This is a genomic window from Flagellimonas amphidinii, from assembly GCF_013090115.1.
In the GTDB taxonomy this organism is placed as follows: domain Bacteria; phylum Bacteroidota; class Bacteroidia; order Flavobacteriales; family Flavobacteriaceae; genus Flagellimonas; species Flagellimonas amphidinii.
The window spans coordinates 136489-154973 of sequence record NZ_JABFNN010000031.1; the positions used below are offsets into that span (position 1 = coordinate 136489).

At 39.8% G+C, this 18485-nt stretch carries 6 protein-coding genes; all 6 read left to right on the forward strand.

What is annotated here, in order from left to right; all coding sequences use genetic code 11:
* Positions 1–446 precede the first annotated feature (446 nt).
* The 6 genes from HJC33_RS09125 (at position 447) to HJC33_RS09150 (ending at position 18475) form a co-directional block, all read left to right on the forward strand.
* The gene (locus tag HJC33_RS09125; protein WP_171658511.1) at positions 447–12824 is read left to right on the forward strand and encodes a T9SS type B sorting domain-containing protein; all 12378 of its coding nucleotides are present in this window, start codon (positions 447–449) and stop codon (positions 12822–12824) included.
* Positions 12825–13026: 202 nt separating this feature from the next.
* Complete coding sequence (locus HJC33_RS09130) at positions 13027–14430, forward strand: DUF5011/hyalin repeat domain-containing protein (protein ID WP_171658512.1); 1404 nt, start codon at positions 13027–13029, stop codon at positions 14428–14430.
* 18 nt (positions 14431–14448) lie between these two features.
* Positions 14449–15312 (forward strand): hypothetical protein, encoded by an 864-nt coding sequence (locus tag HJC33_RS09135; protein WP_171658513.1) that lies wholly within the window; start codon positions 14449–14451, stop codon positions 15310–15312.
* A gap of 116 nt (positions 15313–15428) precedes the next feature.
* Complete coding sequence (locus HJC33_RS09140) at positions 15429–17309, forward strand: tetratricopeptide repeat-containing sensor histidine kinase (protein WP_171658514.1); 1881 nt, start codon at positions 15429–15431, stop codon at positions 17307–17309.
* The gene (locus tag HJC33_RS09145) at positions 17299–17931 is read left to right on the forward strand and encodes a response regulator (RefSeq protein ID WP_171658515.1); all 633 of its coding nucleotides are present in this window, start codon (positions 17299–17301) and stop codon (positions 17929–17931) included. Before HJC33_RS09140 ends, HJC33_RS09145 begins: the two co-directional genes overlap by 11 nt.
* Positions 17932–18073: 142 nt before the next feature.
* The gene (locus HJC33_RS09150; RefSeq protein WP_171658516.1) at positions 18074–18475 is read left to right on the forward strand and encodes a response regulator; all 402 of its coding nucleotides are present in this window, start codon (positions 18074–18076) and stop codon (positions 18473–18475) included.
* The last annotated feature ends 10 nt before the right edge of the window (positions 18476–18485 follow it).

Consider the following 18485-nt stretch of genomic DNA (forward strand, 5'->3'; position numbering starts at 1 on the left):
TATATGGCTTTTGCTTTAAAAAGTTGTTTTTTATATATCGTGTTCTTATCGGGAATACAGTGAATTAACAGCGCTTAAAATACTGATAAATAGCTTTTTATAACATAAGGGTTGGTTCTGCCACCCCAACCATACTTTAGTAATAAAAGCACTGTCATTTGGCGGTGCTTTTTTGTTTTATAACGATTTGGTTTTTAAAGAAGGCTTGTCACAATATCTTGGTCTAAGTTATATTTTTTAATAGTCAGTCTGCTACAAAAAGTTATTTCATCAAAGAAGGAATACAGAAGAACGATGGATTGACGCTTTAAATACCAGTTTTTGCTAGGCTTGACCACAAATATCATCTCTCTTACCAAGCATCTTTTGCATCTAACAACAATTTTCTGGAAATCACGGTTAAAGCTGTTTTTTTTGTTAAAAACAATTACTATAACCAAACTCTAATGGACCCCATAACTCCCCGATTTGGCAATATTTCACTGAAGTCAGGTTTATTGTTTATACTTATTTTTGTCTCTTGTTTCGTCAATGCGCAGCTGAGTGATCTCCACTATTTACCACCCTTAAAACAGGGTCAGAATAATGCAGGTATCAGAGACCAAGCAATTTATCTATCTACACCTGAACCAACAACATTTACGGTAAATGTGTATCGAGGAACAGATCCTTCGATATATCAATCTTTTAACATATCCAATACTGCTCCTGCAGTTTGGACTTTAGCTGATGGTGACAACAATATAACTTTGGTGAATAACGCAAATACTGGAGTTGTCCTAACCAATAGTGGATTACGTTTTGAATCGCCCAGTGGCAATAAATTCTATGTAAACTACAGGGGTAATTCCAGTGCTCAAGCAGCATCATTGACTGCAAAAGGTAGACAGGCTCTAGGTACCGAATTTAAATGGGGAGGGGTACCAAACTTGGGGGCACACAACTCAAAATCTAATACTTTGGGTATTATGGCTACCGAAGACAATACCACGGTAACCCTTTCAGGTTATGATCCAGATTGTACCTTTAGACAAGGTAATAATCCAGATGCTATAACCGACAATACCTACACCATTACTTTAGATGCTTATGAATCCTTTGTATTTGAGAACTATGTGGGAACAAGAAATTTTTCATCACATATTGATGGATGGATTGGAGCTTCGATAGAATCTGACAAGGATATCGTAATCAGTAATGGTTCTATTAACTTTGGAAGACAAGCAGGCGCTAGCAATCGTGATGCTGGTATTGACCAACCTGTACCGGTAAACCGCTTGGGTAAAGAATATGTTTTTATAAGGGGTAATGGTAACACCAACGGGTGGACGGAGTTTCCATTAATTATAGCTACTTCGGATGATACCCAAATTTTTGTAAATGGAAGTGCTACTCCTATAGCTACAATAGACAATGGGGAGTATTTTGAAATTCCCAATAGCAATTATTCTGCCAATTCGGTAGGGGCAAACATGTTGGTGGAGACCTCAAAAGATGTTTATGCTTATCAGTGTATGGCCGGGGCAAGCCAAGTGTATACGCAAGGACTGAACTTTGTTGCTCCTGTAAACTGTTTACTTCCTGATTCTATGGATAACATTCCCGATATCCGAGACATGGCAGGATTGGACGTAACTGGAGGAATGACCATCATTGCGGCGGTTAATACCCCTGATGCAAATGTTGTGGTCAATTATTCAAGTGGCACCCTTGTCGGTGGAACCGATTTTAATTTTACAGCTGTAGCGGGTAGCGTTGATTGGAAAACTGCATTTATCCCTAACCTTAATGGTGATGTTAGTGTACGATCTACCGGCCCCATGGCTGTTGGTTTCTTCGGATACAATGGTGCTAGGGGGGTAGCAGGCTATTTTTCAGGTTTTGATACACTACCAGAAGTGACATTGGCAATTAGAGGAGGTAGTGGTTGCTTTGTTGGATCAGAGATTTATGAAGCTACCAACAGTAATTTTGATGCCTTTCAATGGTACGAAAATGGCGTGGCCATCCCTGGCGCCAATGGCCCAAGTTATTCTCCTCCGGGAGCTGGTGAGTATTTTTTAAGGGGTACCAAAGGACCATGTACCTATGATAGTAATCCTTTGATCGCGTTATATTGTGACCCCGATGTTTTAGTAGAAAAAACGGTGGACAAATCTGAAATAATGGAAGGTGAAACAGCCACCTTTACCATTAAAGTAACCAATAATGGTCTTGGGCCATTGACCAATCTTCAGATTACCGATAATATTCCAACTGGTCTGACCTTAACTTCTGCATTTACCATTACAGGAAGCTGGAGTGGAAATACTTGGAATATTGGAACACTTGATGGTGGTGACACGGCTTTTTTAGAACTTGAGGTTCAGGCAGATGAAATAGATACCCTACCTTTACTCAGTTTAACCAATACGGCAACTAATTCACAGGATCAAGTTGATACCAATATTACAGAAGATCAACCCTCAGCACAAATAATCGTTCACAACGATTTTGATAACGATGGTGTCAATGACATTACCGATTTAGATGATGACAATGATGGTATTTATGATGATGATGAATGCGATACTTTATTGTTCAATATTGCCAATGGGGATTCTCATAATAGTAATCTGATTACATTGGACAACTATTTGGTATTTGATGTTTTCAGTTTGGACAACTCATTCAATGTACAAATCAATGGAAGTGATATTGCCGGTGAGATTCAATTTCAGAATGGTGAACCCGGAAACACGGCATTATTTTTAGATGGAACGGGTTATGGACAAAACGGTAATCCAAATATATGGACAATTAGCGGCTCGCATGGCAGTCCTTTGCTTCGCGTGGTTATAAACCAAGCAGGAGAATTTGAACTGTTCGGTACAAGAACCAATAATGGGCCATTAGAGCCCATGGTATTAAATACTCCAGCTAATGCAGTAATTTGGAATGGAGCTGGAACAAATACAATAACAATTGGTCAGGCTGTAGTGGGCCCAACAAATATGCAAGGCACATTGTTGACTGCTGGTTGTGATACGGATTCCGATGGCTATCCTGATTCTTTGGATTTGGATAGCGACGGTGATGGATGTAGTGATGCCAATGAGTATTATAAAGATAATAGTGCGGACGGTGGTGATGGCGGTGAATATGGTACAGGAGTTCCTGTTGTGGACAGCTCGGATGGTACCGTAAACGCAGCTTCCTATACTGAGGCTCTTGCTCCAGAAATCGTTTTGGGAAATACTTCAGAAAATCTTGGAGGCACAGATATTAATGGTCAAGGAGTAAGTCTAGGCGAAACTTTCCAATATGTGCTGCGTTTCCAGAACACCGGGGATGACAATGCTATAAATTATACCATAACGGATATTTTACCTAACAATGTGACCTTGGACAATGTGGATGTATCCAACGCATTGGGTACAACACATTCCTATGATTTAAATACCAATACAATTACATTCCAAGTTCCTAACAACTTGGTGGAAATAGGTGATCCTGAATATAGTATTCGCATTATAGTGACGATTTCAGGAAATTGTTCTGATTTTGTGGATGCATGCTCATCACAACTGGAAAATGTTGCATATTCCACCTTTCAAGGACAAAACAATCCAACCGTATTTACCGATGAGCCTGGTTCGTCCAACTTCGCCTGTAATACTACCCCGGAAGTTGCCAACAATAACATTTTAGATGATTTGGCAAATTGCGGTCAAGCAAGAACAGTTCAGCTTTGTGGTGATGATGTTGTTTTAACGGCGGGAGCTGGATTCACTACCTATAATTGGGCCTTGGATAACAACGGTAATGGCGAAATAGATGGAGCAGATACTGTTCTAAATGATGGGGATCCTGATGGAGACCCAAGTACGTTATTGGTTACAGAAATTGGAAATTACATTGTTGAGAAAATTGGGGGTGGAAGCTGTCCGGATTTAACAGAATTGATTACAGTAGAACGATTTGGGACAACACAGACAAATCCAATAATCGATTATTTTAATCAAGTTAATGCAGATACAAATCCAGATAATGATTTGCAAGGAGAAATTGTGACCTGTTCCATTGATGGTGACCTTTTACCAAAGATATTTTTATGTGGTGACAATGATGAGGCTACAATTCAACTTGGTATAACAGATGCACTGAGTATCGTATGGCAAAGACTCGATGAAGCTAGCTGTTCCGATGCTGGGGACGACTGTGCAAACAAAAACAATGCCTGTACTTGGAATGATATCGTTACTCAAGATAATTATACGGTAACAGAGAGCGGAAAATATCGTGTGGTCATCAATTATCAAAATGGATGTTTCAGTCGTTTCTACTTTAATGTATTCCAAAATACATTGGATATTCTACATACTGCTTCTGATATTCTATGTAGCACTCCAGGGAACATCAGAATTACCAATATTGGAACTAATTATGGGTTTCAGTTGGTTGATGCATCCAACGATAATATTGTTGTGCCATTTTCAGATAACAACGGTCCTAATTTCGATATCACCACAAGCGGAACATATAAAGTTCAAGTTACACAGCTGAATCCATCAACCAATGACCCAATAGCGGGCAGCTGTATTTTTGAAACAGAAGATATAGGAATCTTGGAGCGAAACTTCCAAGTGGATTTGAGCACCACGGAAGCTGATTGTAACCAATTAGGTTCCATATCAGTCCAGGCCTTAAACGTGCTCCCGAACTATAGCTACGAACTTAGATTGGATGACGGTAGTAATGGAGGTCAAGGGACATTCGTGGACAGTAATGTGGCCACAACCGATAATACCCATACCTTCTCCAATGTGAACCCAGGAGATTATATCGTGATTACAACCACAGATGATGGTTGTAGCGATACCCAACAAATTACAGTTGATGAAATTCCAGAGTTGTCCCTAGTGGCATTGACCACAGAAAATATTACCTGTACTGCCGGAATTGTAACCTTAACTCCAAGTGGCGGTACTCCCAATCCAGATTACCAAATGGCTATCTGGAGCAAGGATGGGGTTGACTTATATACCGATCCATCAAATGTGCCTGTAACGGCACTTCAGACCAATCCAAATTTCTTGTTTGGATATAGAGGTACACCAACAACCTATTTTCCAAACGAAGCAGGTGATTATGAATTCATAGTTTTTGATGATAATGGATGTCACAACATTTCCAATAGTGTAAGTATAGATGAACTGGGAGGTTTAAATGTGTCCGCTTCCGATGGAGGAATTGTCTGTGCTGACTCTGCTACAGCTTCATTAACCGTATCTGTTACGGGAGGTACAGCTCCTTATCAATATAGTTTGGATGGTGGAACCAATTATCAAACTGGCGACACTTTTGTGAATCTTGCTGCAGGTTTCTATACCATTACAGTAATGGATTCAAGCGGCAACGGAGGAACAGGTTGTGTGGAGACCTTGGATTATGAAATCGTACAACCTTTTAGGTTAACAGCTTCTGCAGCAATTGTAGAGGATGCTTCTTGTAGCCCAAGCGGGGCAAGAGTAAAAATATTGAACGCAAGTGGAGGACAAGCACCTTATGAATATAGTTTTGATGGTGGAAGTAATTTCGACACCAACAATGAAAGAAACTTAATGCCAGGGAATTACCAGCTAATGGTAAGAGATGCTTTGGGCTGTACCTATGAAATGGATTTATCTGTTCCGAATGTAGTGGCCGACCCAAACTTGACTGCTGCGGTCGATTATGCTTGTGATGGTACAGCATCAATTACTGTTGATACCTCCAATACCACTGACTTTACGTATACCTATAGCCTAAATGGTACTGCCAACACTCCGGAAGACAATAATATTTTCACTAATGTGACGGACGGCACGTATACGGTTACTGTGGGTTACTCAGGCAGCGTTGCGCCTAATCAAAGTACATTGTTCTCTGAAAGTTTTGGTGCTGGCCCAACTACCCAAATCGCAGAAGTTGGACCGGACTACTGCTACGAACCACAAGATGGTTCAATTGTAGCCTGTAATAGAGGACCTGCGGGAATTTTGGTGAACGGAGAGTACACGGTGACCAACTTAGTAACAAATGCATTAAACCTCACCACTTTGACCAATCCGCAAGATCATACCGGTCTTACAGATGGAAGATTTTTGGCCATTGATGTTAGTACGTTTTCTGATACAGGTTCAACAGTATTGAACTCAGTACTATGGCGTAAAGAGAATATTGAAGTATTGCCAAATGAAGAAGTTACATTAAGTTTTTGGGCTTATAACCTGATGAATGTTACCGGCTCTGGAAATAATCCTGAAGTTCTTGTAGAAGTTTTGGACAATACAGGTGCTGTAATTCATAGTGAAGTAGCTCCGGAAATTCCAAAAAACACCGGAGATACAGACTGGTATAATCGCACAATTACATTTGATCCAGGCGTAAATACTGACATAGATATTGTCTTTAGGTCCAATGTAAACAGTAATGATGGTAACGATTTAATTTTAGATGATATTGAAGCCTACCAATTACCAGAGGTTTGCGAAAAATCACAAGACATCACCGTAGTAGTCGAGGACAATAAAGAATTTTCCGCCAATGCAATCAGTACAACCAATCCAACTTGTAACGGAGACTCCGATGGCACCGTTCAATTTGAAGTATTGAATTTTGATACGGCCAATGGCTTCGAATATGAAATAGATGGCAATGGCACATGGATAGCCGAAACCACATCGTCCATAACTACAGCTGCTTCCCTAGATAATGGTCTCCACACCATTGTGGTACAAAAACCAAACGATACCAGTTGTACGGCCAGTTTTACGGTTACTTTGACCGAACCTTCCGCAATAGTTCCATCATTAACACAAACGGCAGAATATACCTGTTTTAATACTGGTGGCACTTTGGAAGCATCAGCTACTGGTGGCAGCCCAGCTTATGAATATCAATTGGAAGATACTTTAGGTGGAATTATTGCAGCTTATCAAACCAATACAACCTTTACGAATATTGCTGCAGGAGATTACCTTGTTCGAGTTCGTGATGCAAATGGATGTTCAGAAATATCAACTACACCTGTTACGGTGACAGCACCCGAAGCAGTAACCTTTACCACTTCGGCCACTGCTTGTTACGACGGATTGAACAATGCAACCATAACGGCTAGTGTCGCTACAGGAAACGGGGATTACACATTTAGAATTAATGGAGGTGCTTGGATAACCCCCTCGCCATCGACGGCAACCAATCATACATTTACAAATCTGGCCAATGGTTCATATGACATTGAGGTTTCCGATGTTTTTGGTTGTGTTTCTGCTGTAGAAACCGTTGTCATAGCACCTGTTCTGTCCGCTCAAGTAGATGTTGTGGATGTTACCAGTTGTGCGAACGGAAGTATCACCGTAACACCAACAGGGGGAGACACTAATTACGCATATGCCTTTTTAGCTACAGGTTCAACAGTATCAGATTCAGATTTTGGAGCATCCAATTCCTATGTGGTAACGGCGGCAACCGCCGGTGACTTCGATGTGTATGTTAGGGATAATAATGGTGCCAGTCCTTATTGCCAATACACCGAAACAGTTACTGTTTCAACTGCCCCTACACTTGCGTTTACGGCAACTCCTACGGATGCTGAATGTTACGGAGGTATGGGAAGTATAGCGGTGAGCATTACTTCAGGAATTGCCCCATATACATTTGAACTGGTTGATGTTGATCATGGAACTTCCAGTGATACCCAAAATGGGGTAGTAACCACTTCTAGAACCTATTTTAACCTAATCCCAGGGCAGTATAATGTTATCATCACCGATGCTAATGGTTGCTCTGATTCCATAAATGGAATTACCATTGCTGAACCGGACGAATTGACCGCGGATATCACGGGGATCACTCCGGCTACTTGTACAGGTAGTGCTTCAGATTTTGGTTTTGCATTCAGTAACTACCCAACCACTTTGGGTACCATAGAGTTTAGTGCTGATGGTGGTGCCACATGGATTTCAGACAATAGTGCTCCGGGAACTTCGGATCAGTTAACAGGATATCTTTCTGGATCAACGGTAAATCCTTCGATGCGTACCGTGGATGGTCTTGGAAATACCATATGTCAAACGGATTTACCTCCCTTTATCATTCCGTATCCTTTGGATGATTTGGATATCACCATTTTACCTATAATAGTCAACTGTAATGAATTACAAGTAACGGTAAGAGGTCAAAATGGAACAGCTCCTTACGAGTATACCTATTCGGATGACCCTGCGAATTTTAATCCTGTTGCACCAGCTAATGGATGGACCGCACAGATTGCAGCCGGAGTTACACATACTTTTCTAGGTCTTATCCCAGGGAAGACATATGCATTCTATGTTAGGGATAATGTTGGATGTATTCGTCAAAGTAGTGTAAATGTAAATGATGAGGTTACCAATCCAATGGATATTACGGCATCCTATGAGCCTTCATGTAATGGTGCGAACGACGGTGAAATTACATATTCAATTGTAGACACGGATGGTTCCACTGAACCACAAATGCAATGGACTTTGTATGATACTACCGATACGGTGATTACGACTAGTGGAGGTCTTATTCCTTATGCAGCTTCCATTACAATTTCCGGATTGGTGCCAAATGAATATTACATTGTTGTGGAACAGGCTGATGGTGCTGGTGTTGTGCAATGTACCAGCGGTTCTGAAAACCTTATCGTGGAAGAATTGGATCCACTGGGCGGAACACCTGTTGTTTTACAGAATATAACCTGTGATTCACCTGGATTAATCCAAGTACAAAATCCTTCCGGTGGGGGTGGAACGTATTTTTATACTGTTATGGCAGATTATTCTCTGAATCCAATAGTCGAGGACACTACAGACAACCCCATTGAAATACCAGCAAATTCACTCTCGGGTGTCTACAATATTTCAATTACAGACCAATATGGTTGCTCACAAGGTCTTTCAAGTGTTAACCTTACACTATCTGCAAACCCAACAATTGATAATATTGTTATCGACAATTGTGATGTTCAGGCAGATGTTACCATATCTGCAAGCAGTTCTTCAGCTTTAATATTGTATTCCTTGGATGGTGGTACAACATACGAAGATAATGGAGGGGTGTTCACCAACGTTTCCTCTGGGAGCTATACGGTCTTCATAAAAGATGGAAATGGTTGTACCGCTTCACAGGCGATTGATGTACACCCAACACTTCAAGCATCGGCTTCCCTAGATCAACTTTTGGGTTGTGGAGCAGGAAATGAGGCCGAAATCTTAATAGAGGCTACTTCTGGATCAGGGAATTATGACTACGAAATAGTAGGAAACTTAGGTACTTTGGTAGCAAGGCATCCGTTAACATCTAATCCTTTAACGGCTCTTGCAACAGTTGCAGACACCTACACGGTAACCGTTTATGATAATGGTACTTCTGGGCCTGAATGTTCCAGAACTTTTACTGTTGAAGTACCAGCAGCCATAACACCTAGTTTTACGGTATCACCTACGGACATTAGTTGTTCGGGAGCTAGTGATGGAGTAATTGCCATTACTGAAAACAACAATGGCATTAGTCCATTGACCTACGCATTGAACCCTAATGTTGCCACGTTCAATGCAACTACCAATAGTTTTGAGAATTTGCCGCAGGGGACTTATGAAGTTACTGCCACTGGTCAAAATGGTTGCCCCATGACCATAAGCAATATTCTAATTGACGAACCCAATACCATTACTTTCAACTCTCCAGCAGTGGCACAATTTGGATGTTCTTCGGGCAATGCAGTAGATAACGCTACCGTTACATTGGATGTTTCCAGTATTACAGGGGGAAGTGGCACTTATGTTCGATACGAGTTTATCAATAACACAACAAGTGCAACCTTGCAATCAGGGACCAATGCCATATACAATCATACAGATTATGCGAGTGTTGATGTATTGGTACGCGTAGTGGATGATAATGGTTGTACAGGGGAATCAGTGGTTACTATTCCAGCGTTCGATGAATTGCTCAATGCCTCTATTACAGTAGACGATGAGATTAGCTGTTCCAATGGCGGGGAAGATATTTCCATTGATGTAACAGGAAGCTTGTCCAATTATGGGGCAAATCCTGCGAACTACGAATTCAGAAGGTTGCCATCTTTGGTTTATCAAGCTTCAAATCAATTTGTGGATCTTCCAGCGGGCAATCACACCTTTGGTGTTCGTAATGTTAATACCGGATGTGAAATCACCATGAATCACTTGGTGGAAGAGCCCAATACTTTTGATGTAACTGTTGAAAAACTGGGCGATGTGGTGTGTTTTGGAGATACGGGAAGTATTCGATTGACCCTACTTGATGCCACCTATGCCTCTGGATTTACCTGGAGTATCTTTGAAACCAATGGTACACCTACGGACCGAAGTGATGACGGCCCTGCCGTACTAACAGGAACATCGGCTAATGTGGGTCCAACGGGAGCCATTAATGTTCCTGCTGGCGATTATTTGGTCGAGGTAGTACAAGATGCCTTCCCAGAATGTGCTCAGGTAAGGGCATTCAATATCACTACACCTACAGCCCCTATAACGCTGAATTCAATTGATTTAATAGATGTAGGGTGTAGCAATAACCAAGGAAGTGCTTTAATTGCACCCGCAGGAGGTCAGTCTCCTTATACTATTGATTTAACACATAATGGCACTACTGTTACAACCACGGTAAATAGTGTAAGCAGTCAGTTGTTCCAAAATTTAACAGCAGGGCAATATTCTGTTAGTGTAACCGATGCACTAGGATGTACAGTGCCTTTTGTCAATGCATTTGAACTATTGTTGCCTGACCCAATTACAGGAACTATTTCAAACACTACCTTGGTTTGTCAAGGAGATACAGATGCATCTGTAACAGTAAGTGTTGATCCTAGAAACGTTACCACTACCTACAGATACGTTTTGAACACCTATAATGATGCCTTGGGAACCACCTTCCTTGGTGCATCCTCATCACAAACCAGTCAGATTTTTGATAATCTGGGAGCTGGTTTCTATAGTATTAGCGTGCTGGATGAAATGGGTTGTACGTTTGAGACCAGTATTGTTGAAATTGTTAGCCCAACAGATGTCAATGGTCTATTGGTGACCAATCAAAGTTTAAGTTGTCAATCTGATGCAGAGTTATTGCTTGTTGCTTCTGGAGGAACGGCCCCGTACAGTTGGAGTGTAGATGGAGTTTCTTTCACACCAATGAACGAAACAATTGCTGCGGATACGCATTTGTTCACCAATATTATTGCTGGTAGTTATCAGTATTACGTAAGGGATAGCTTCAATTGTGTTTCTGTGGTTTCCAATGAAATTACAGTAGAACCAATTGCACCTTTATCTCTATTTGTAGATACATCCGCAGCAATTATAAATTGTAATGGGGAAAGCAATGCATTGATAGATGTCCAAGCTTCAGGGGGTCTTGGTAATTATCAATATGCATTGTTTACCGATCTTGCATTGACAGATGAAGTACGACCAAATCAAAATAATGGTACGTTTATAGATTTACCAGCTGGCACATATTATGTAAGGGTACAGAGTGAGGATTGTGAAGTAACTTCAGAGGAGATACAAGTAAATGAACCAACACCACTTACTGTGGATTCCACAATATCTGACATCAGCTGTTCTGGTGCAGATGACGGAAGTATTGTTTTGAATGTTCAGGGTGGAACCGGCAACTATCAATATGCCATTTCGCCTAACCTGAACCAATTTGATTCGGACAATTCCTTTGCTGACTTGTCACCTGGAAGTTATCAACTGATTGTACAAGATGAAAACGGCTGTTTTGAGTTGATAGAATTTGATATTACGGAACCGGAAGCATTGAGTGTAGTTTCAACAACTACGGATGAAATTTGTTTTGAAAGCAGTGATGGTACTGTTTCCCTTGAAATAACAGGAGGAACGGCACCTTATGAAACAGCTTTGAATAGTAATCTTGATACTGATTTTGTACAGGATATTACAACATATGAAGATTTGCCGAGCGGAACACATGTAGTCTTTATTCGTGATGCGAATGGTTGTGAATATTCAGAAGTGTTTGAAATACAAAGTGGAGTAAACTTGAATGGGGATGTGGAAGTATATTATGAATGCGACCCCAATGGATTTACTTCCAATCTAGTCCAAGTGGTATTTGAGGATTCCAGTATTGATGGAAATGTGCTGTACGGATTGGATACTGATGACACCTCTGTGATGCAATTGGAGCCAATATTCGAAAACCTGTCCGGAGGGGAGCATTTTATTACTGTGGTGCACAACAATGGTTGTATCAATACCTTCACTTTTGAAGTAACAATTTTTGAACCTTTAACTTTGGAATTGCGTCAAGGGGAAATCAATCAAATTGATGCTTCGGCAGCTGGGGGATCCGGAGAGTATACTTTTAGCATTAATGATGGTTTAGCAGGTATTGAAGATAACTTCTACATAACTGAAACAGCTACATATGCTGTTACAGTAACTGATGAAAACGGATGTAGTATCACCCAAGAGATTTTCATGGAGTTTATAGATATCGAAATTCCTAAATTCTTCACACCTGATGGTGATGGGTTAAATGATACATGGGCGCCAAGAAATATTGAGCAGTACCCTAACATCTTCATCAAAATATTTGATAGATACGGAAGGATTTTATTCTTCTTCAATGGAAATGAGGACAGTTGGGATGGACAATATCAACTTTCCGATTTGCCAACAGGAGATTACTGGTATATTATCCGATTGAATGGTGAGGCAGACCAGCGAGAGTTCATTGGCAACTTTACGATGTATCGCTATTAAAGAAGAGTATTTTGTTAGGAGTAAACTAACACTACATTATACATCCATGGTGTAATTTCCAATTAGATTAGATTCACCATTGGTTTAAGATTGATACCTAAGGGCATTCCCTGATTTTTTATAAGTCAGGGAATGCCCTTAACTTTTTTTATAGGCCTAAAATTAACTTGCAATCAGTTAGTAATCAATAAAATTTAGTCCAATGAAAACCTTAAGATTAATTGTAATACCCGCTTTTTTGAGCATATTGATATTTGGCTGTAAGGCTGAACCACTTGAAGGTGATGAGGATGCTCCAATCATTGAAATCCTTTCACCAGAGGATAATGCTAGTTTTTATGCATCCAATAGTGCTTCTTCCCCAAACTCCATACAAATAAGAGCTAAAGCTACCGATAATAACGCAGTGGTTTTTGGCATATTGACCATTGCAGATGAAAATGGCGATTTGGTTGATGCCGATTTTGATACCAATTTGAGTGAGAATAATAACGTAATGGAACTAACTGGGAATTTTTCAACAGATACACCAGGAACCTACACCCTTAAATTCCTGTTTAGGGATGCCAATGATAATAATGCCTCGGTTACGAGAACAGTTGAGTGTCTTGCAGGGGGTGGAACCGACGAACAAGCGGAGGAAGAGGAAGAAGAACCGGAAAATCCAACCAATCCAATTACTTTTCAATTTTTCGCATCTGATAAGAAGAATGAAACCGTATTACGGATTGATATTTACGAAGATGGCCATAGTGCCAATTTGATAACCAATCAGGTAATCGATGCAAAAGGAATTTCGCTTTACCCTAATCAAGAAGAGTTACTTTTTGGTTCCACTCAAGAAGGATTGAATGTCGAAATCTTTTCCTCGGGAATGGATGGCAAGAACCTTAATAGTACTGTGGTTTCCAATGCCAATTACCTGTTCAGTACCTTGGCAAAAGACTATAATCGAGAAGAAATCTATTACTTTTTGGAAGGTGCTGACTTAACCAAGGTTCCTCGCCATGCATTGTACAGAATGGATGCCGATGGAAGCAATCAAACAATGGTTGCACAAATTGACAATGCAACTCGGGAAAATGCCATCAAAAAAATACTGATGTATGACAATAACGGTTCTCCTATCTTGATCATGCATGATAGGACTGCATTGTATGTCTATAATCCTGAAGGTGAGGTTGCATGGGAAGATAGCAAAGTTTATTCACAAGATGGGATAGAGATATACGATATTGAGATGGGTGCTGATAACAAAACGGTTTATATGATTTTGAAATATGGCAATTACTACAATGTGGGCACAACAACCATCGAGGGCGCCGATACCAATACAAGTCTCGTACATATACCCGAAAATCATCCAGCTGCTGCTGACAACCTTCCCCATAGGATGAAAGTGGATGTGGAGAACCAGCACATCTATTGGTTTACCCAAAGTGAGGACCGCCAAAAATCCATCTTAAAACGTGCAAGCTTTAATGATACGGCCGTGCAGACCTTATGGGAAACCAGCACCTGTTTGTGTGACGGAGAGACGGAAGAAATACGCATTGAAGATTACCAGATAAATACCGGAGCGATAATAGCACCAAGCACCAATTAATAATGAATTTATAGACTAATGAAAACACTTTTAATACTATTATTCGTTACAATGACCACGGTTGCACAAACAAAGTTTAGCGGTATTGCCATTGATGCTTCTTTACCCAGTGGTTGGCAGGTTCAAGAAGAAAACTACGGGCAAATCTCCGTGAGCAACGCAAATGAACCAGCCGCCATCATATTAATGGAGCATGGGTGGGCCACTGAACAGGTTATTTTGCAAAATATGCAGCAGAACATTCAAGAAGAAGGTATTGAAGCTGCACTGGCCAGTGATGTGATGCAATTGGAAAATGGAGATTATATTGCTTTGTACCAAGGCTATGCAGACCAGCAACAGGTTATACTGGTAGCAGTGGTCTCTAAAAGCACATTGTGGCAAGTTGGCGGCGTAATGACCATAATTATGGCATTACAAGAGAATTTTAAAGATGAATACCAAGATATGGCAGTCGAAATCTCCAAATCAATAAAGTATAGACCATTTATGAATCGATTGGCGCAGCAAAAAGCCAATATGTTCAAAGGTCGAAAACTCATGAGGTTCAGTTCTTACTATACTTCTGATTATGATAATACCATTAGTGTTGGGTCTAGTAGTAAAACGACCATTAACTTCTGTTCCAATGGGCAATTTGCTTTCGATGGGTATTCGGACTTTAGTGCTGGCGGAGGTGCTTTTGATGGTGAGGTATCGTCAAACAATAGCGCTGGAGTGGGATTATGGAGCTTAATGATGATCAATAATTATATGGTGATACGATTGGTGTCCAATGCAGGAGAAGTGAATTACATGCCCATAGAACGCTATACAGAAGATGGTGCCTACTATATTAACGGGGATAAATGGGTGATAGGTGGAAGCGATATATGCAATTAAGCTAAAAAAACTACTTATTTTTAGTTGAATATTAAATCATGGTTCTTTTGAAAAAGAAAGCCCTTTTTAGCGTGTTAATCAGTTTGTTGTGCTCGGCGTCAATCAATGGCCAAATAATGTCTGTTATTGATAGTTTGAAAAATGACCTGTTGCGACCTAATGTTCCAGACACAACCGTAGTAACCGATTATTTGTTGATAGGGGGGAATTTTGCTTCCGTAAACATAGATAGTGGGGCAGTTTACATAAGAAAAGGAGTGGAAAAGTCTTTGAAGACAAACAACTATAAAATTGTAAAAGCCTACGGTAATTTAGGATTAATTCATTTTTACAAATCTAACTCCGATTCTGCTAGACATTATTATGATAAGGCTTTAAAGTTTTTGGATAAAAAAGACAACAAACTTGAAAGGTCAACAATTTACGCTAACTATTCGTTGTCGTACCAAAATTCAAGTGAGCACGAAAAACGAATTGAATATAATCAAAAGGCAATTGATTTAGTAGAAGATGACCCAAAAGAGGTTTGCCTATTGTATATCAACCACTCATTGATTTTAGGTGAGTTGGGAGACGAAAAAAAAGCTGTTGAATATTTGAAAAAGGCACTTGAGACCAGTGACATTTCCAATGACTATAGAGTAAAGGCTGCAGCACTGAAAAGGTTGGCACATTATAGTATGAAAAATGGCCAGCTGGATAGTGCCAGAGTATATTTGGAACAAGGTTTGGAGCTTTGTGACATACTACAATCCCCTGAAACAAATTATCATATTTACAGCGAATTAGGGAAACTTTACGATGAACTGAAGTTGTTTGATAAAGCTGAAGATGCTTTGGTCAAAGCAAACCGATATGCTTTGGAAAGAGATCATAAGTATGAAACAATGGCTAGTTATATCTTTTTGGGAAACCATGAGTTTTTAAAAGAGAACTATGACAAAGCGATATTATATCTAAAGAAATTTGATAATGTATACAAAAATAATATAGAACCTAAACTGGGCGTTGAAGCATATTCCATATGGAGTATGGCCGAGCAAAAAAAAGGAAATTACAAACGCTCAAATGAATTATTTCAGAAGTATACCAAGCTCAGAGATTCAATATTTTCTGCGGAGAGCAAGGAGGCTGTGGCTAATGCCGAAGCCAAATACCAAACAGAAAAAAAAGACAAAGAAATAGCAACGCAACAGCTGGCACTTCAAGAACAAGAGGCAGAAATTCAAGCAAAAAAAGCCCAGAATAACTATATGTTGGGTGCCATTTTGTTCTTGGTTGCTACCACAACTTTACTAGTGTTTTTATTGAAACAACGTCAGAAACGGAAAAATCAAGAATTATTGACCTTAAAGCGAGAGTTTCAAATAAAAACATTGGAGTCATTGATAGAAGGAGAGGAAAAAGAACGTTTGCGGGTTGCCAAAGAGCTGCATGATGGAGTAAACGGTGATCTGGCAGCCATCAAATACAAATTATCATCACTTTTGGAGCTAAACAATACAGTAATAAAGGAAGCGATTACCATGATTGACGATTCCTGCAAACAAGTAAGGGCGATTTCCCATAATTTGATTCCACCCTCATTGGAAAATTTTGATTTATTGGAAGCCACTCAGATTTATTGTGCCAATTTAAATGACGTTACTACAGATATTACCATTTATTTTCAACATCTGGGAGAAACTGTAACTATGCCCAAAAAAGCAGAAGTGAATGCGTTTCGGATCATTCAAGAGTTGGTGAACAATGCTGTGCGCCATGCAGAGGCCTCTAACATTAATGTACAGATCAGTGCTAGGGAAAATACCGTACAGATTACGGTTGAAGATGACGGAAAAGGCTTCGATAGTGATAAGATTGAAAGTGATGGTATTGGTTTGAGTAATGTGCAATCCAGAACAGATTATTTAAATGCCACCACAGATTTCATTTCCAATGATAAAGGAACCTCCTATACTATTGACATTAACAAAGAACTGTTGAATGGAGACTAAAATAGCCATAACGGATGACCATGAAATGGTATTGCAAGGCATAGCCACAATGCTGGAGAACACCCCAGAGATTGTCATTATGGCTACTTACAAAAATGCATCGGAAACTTTGGAGGGGATGCTTAAAAGTCAACCCGATGTATTGTTGTTGGATATTAATTTACCAGATATCAATGGTATTGACCTAAGTAAGCAGCTGCTGAAAAAATATCCACAGTTGAGAATAATTGCCCTTACTAATTTTGAAGATATATCCTTTGTGAAACGCATGCTCAAAAACGGCGTTCACGGTTATTTGCTCAAGAATACCGATAAGTTAGAATTGTTGACTGCTATAACTACGGTACTATCAGGAGAAATGTTTGTACAAGAGGATTTACATAAAAAATTGGTGACTCAGACTAAAACGACAAGTGATAATGGTTTAAAACCTAATTTAACCAGAAGGGAACATGATGTATTGGTGGCCATTTCAGAGGAACTGACTACTCAGGAAATCTCGGAAAAACTGTTTATTAGTCCCAAAACTGTAGAAACACACCGTATGAACATTATGAGCAAATTAGGGGCCAAAAACAGCGTGGGAATTATTAAAATAGCCATTGAAAAGGAGCTGTTATAGCTTCTAAATAAGGTGTTTATGGGAATTAATTCCATTCACCGACACTTTTTTTCCATTCGTCTACACTTAATGTTGATCCATCACCTATTGCCCAAACTATTCTGAAAATATGAGTAATTTGTACCTTCCATAAAACAGCAAAATGAATATTTTATTCATAGAGGACGATGTTATAGAGACGATGAAGTTTCAACGGACACTTTCCAAGTTGCCATCAAAATACAATTTAGTTGAGGCAAAGAATGGAGAAGAAGCCCTTGACTTTCTTCAGTCAGAAAAACCACTTCCGGATTTAATTCTTCTTGACCTTAACATGCCGCGCATGAATGGGATCGAGTTTTTAAACATTCTGAAACAACACGATAAGATAAAATATCTTCCAACAGTCATTTTGACAACTTCAGAAAACAGACAAGATTTATTGGAATGTTATAAAATTGGAATAGCGGGATACATCATAAAACCTTTGAAATATGAGGATTATGAGGATAAATTGAAGTCGGTTCTGCAATACTGGAGCATCAACGAATTGGTGAAAGCCTAACGAAAAATAG

Bases quoted from the DNA above. Each gene is read 5' to 3' on its own strand.
- HJC33_RS09140 (WP_171658514.1), top strand. From the start codon at position 15,429: ATGTCTGTTATTGATAGTTTGAAAAATGACCTGTTGCGACCTAATGTT.
- HJC33_RS09130 (WP_171658512.1), top strand. From the start codon at position 13,027: ATGAAAACCTTAAGATTAATTGTAATACCCGCTTTTTTGAGCATATTG.
- HJC33_RS09125 (WP_171658511.1), top strand. From the start codon at position 447: ATGGACCCCATAACTCCCCGATTTGGCAATATTTCACTGAAGTCAGGT.
- HJC33_RS09145 (WP_171658515.1), top strand. From the start codon at position 17,299: ATGGAGACTAAAATAGCCATAACGGATGACCATGAAATGGTATTGCAA.
- HJC33_RS09150 (WP_171658516.1), top strand. From the start codon at position 18,074: ATGAATATTTTATTCATAGAGGACGATGTTATAGAGACGATGAAGTTT.
- HJC33_RS09135 (WP_171658513.1), top strand. From the start codon at position 14,449: ATGAAAACACTTTTAATACTATTATTCGTTACAATGACCACGGTTGCA.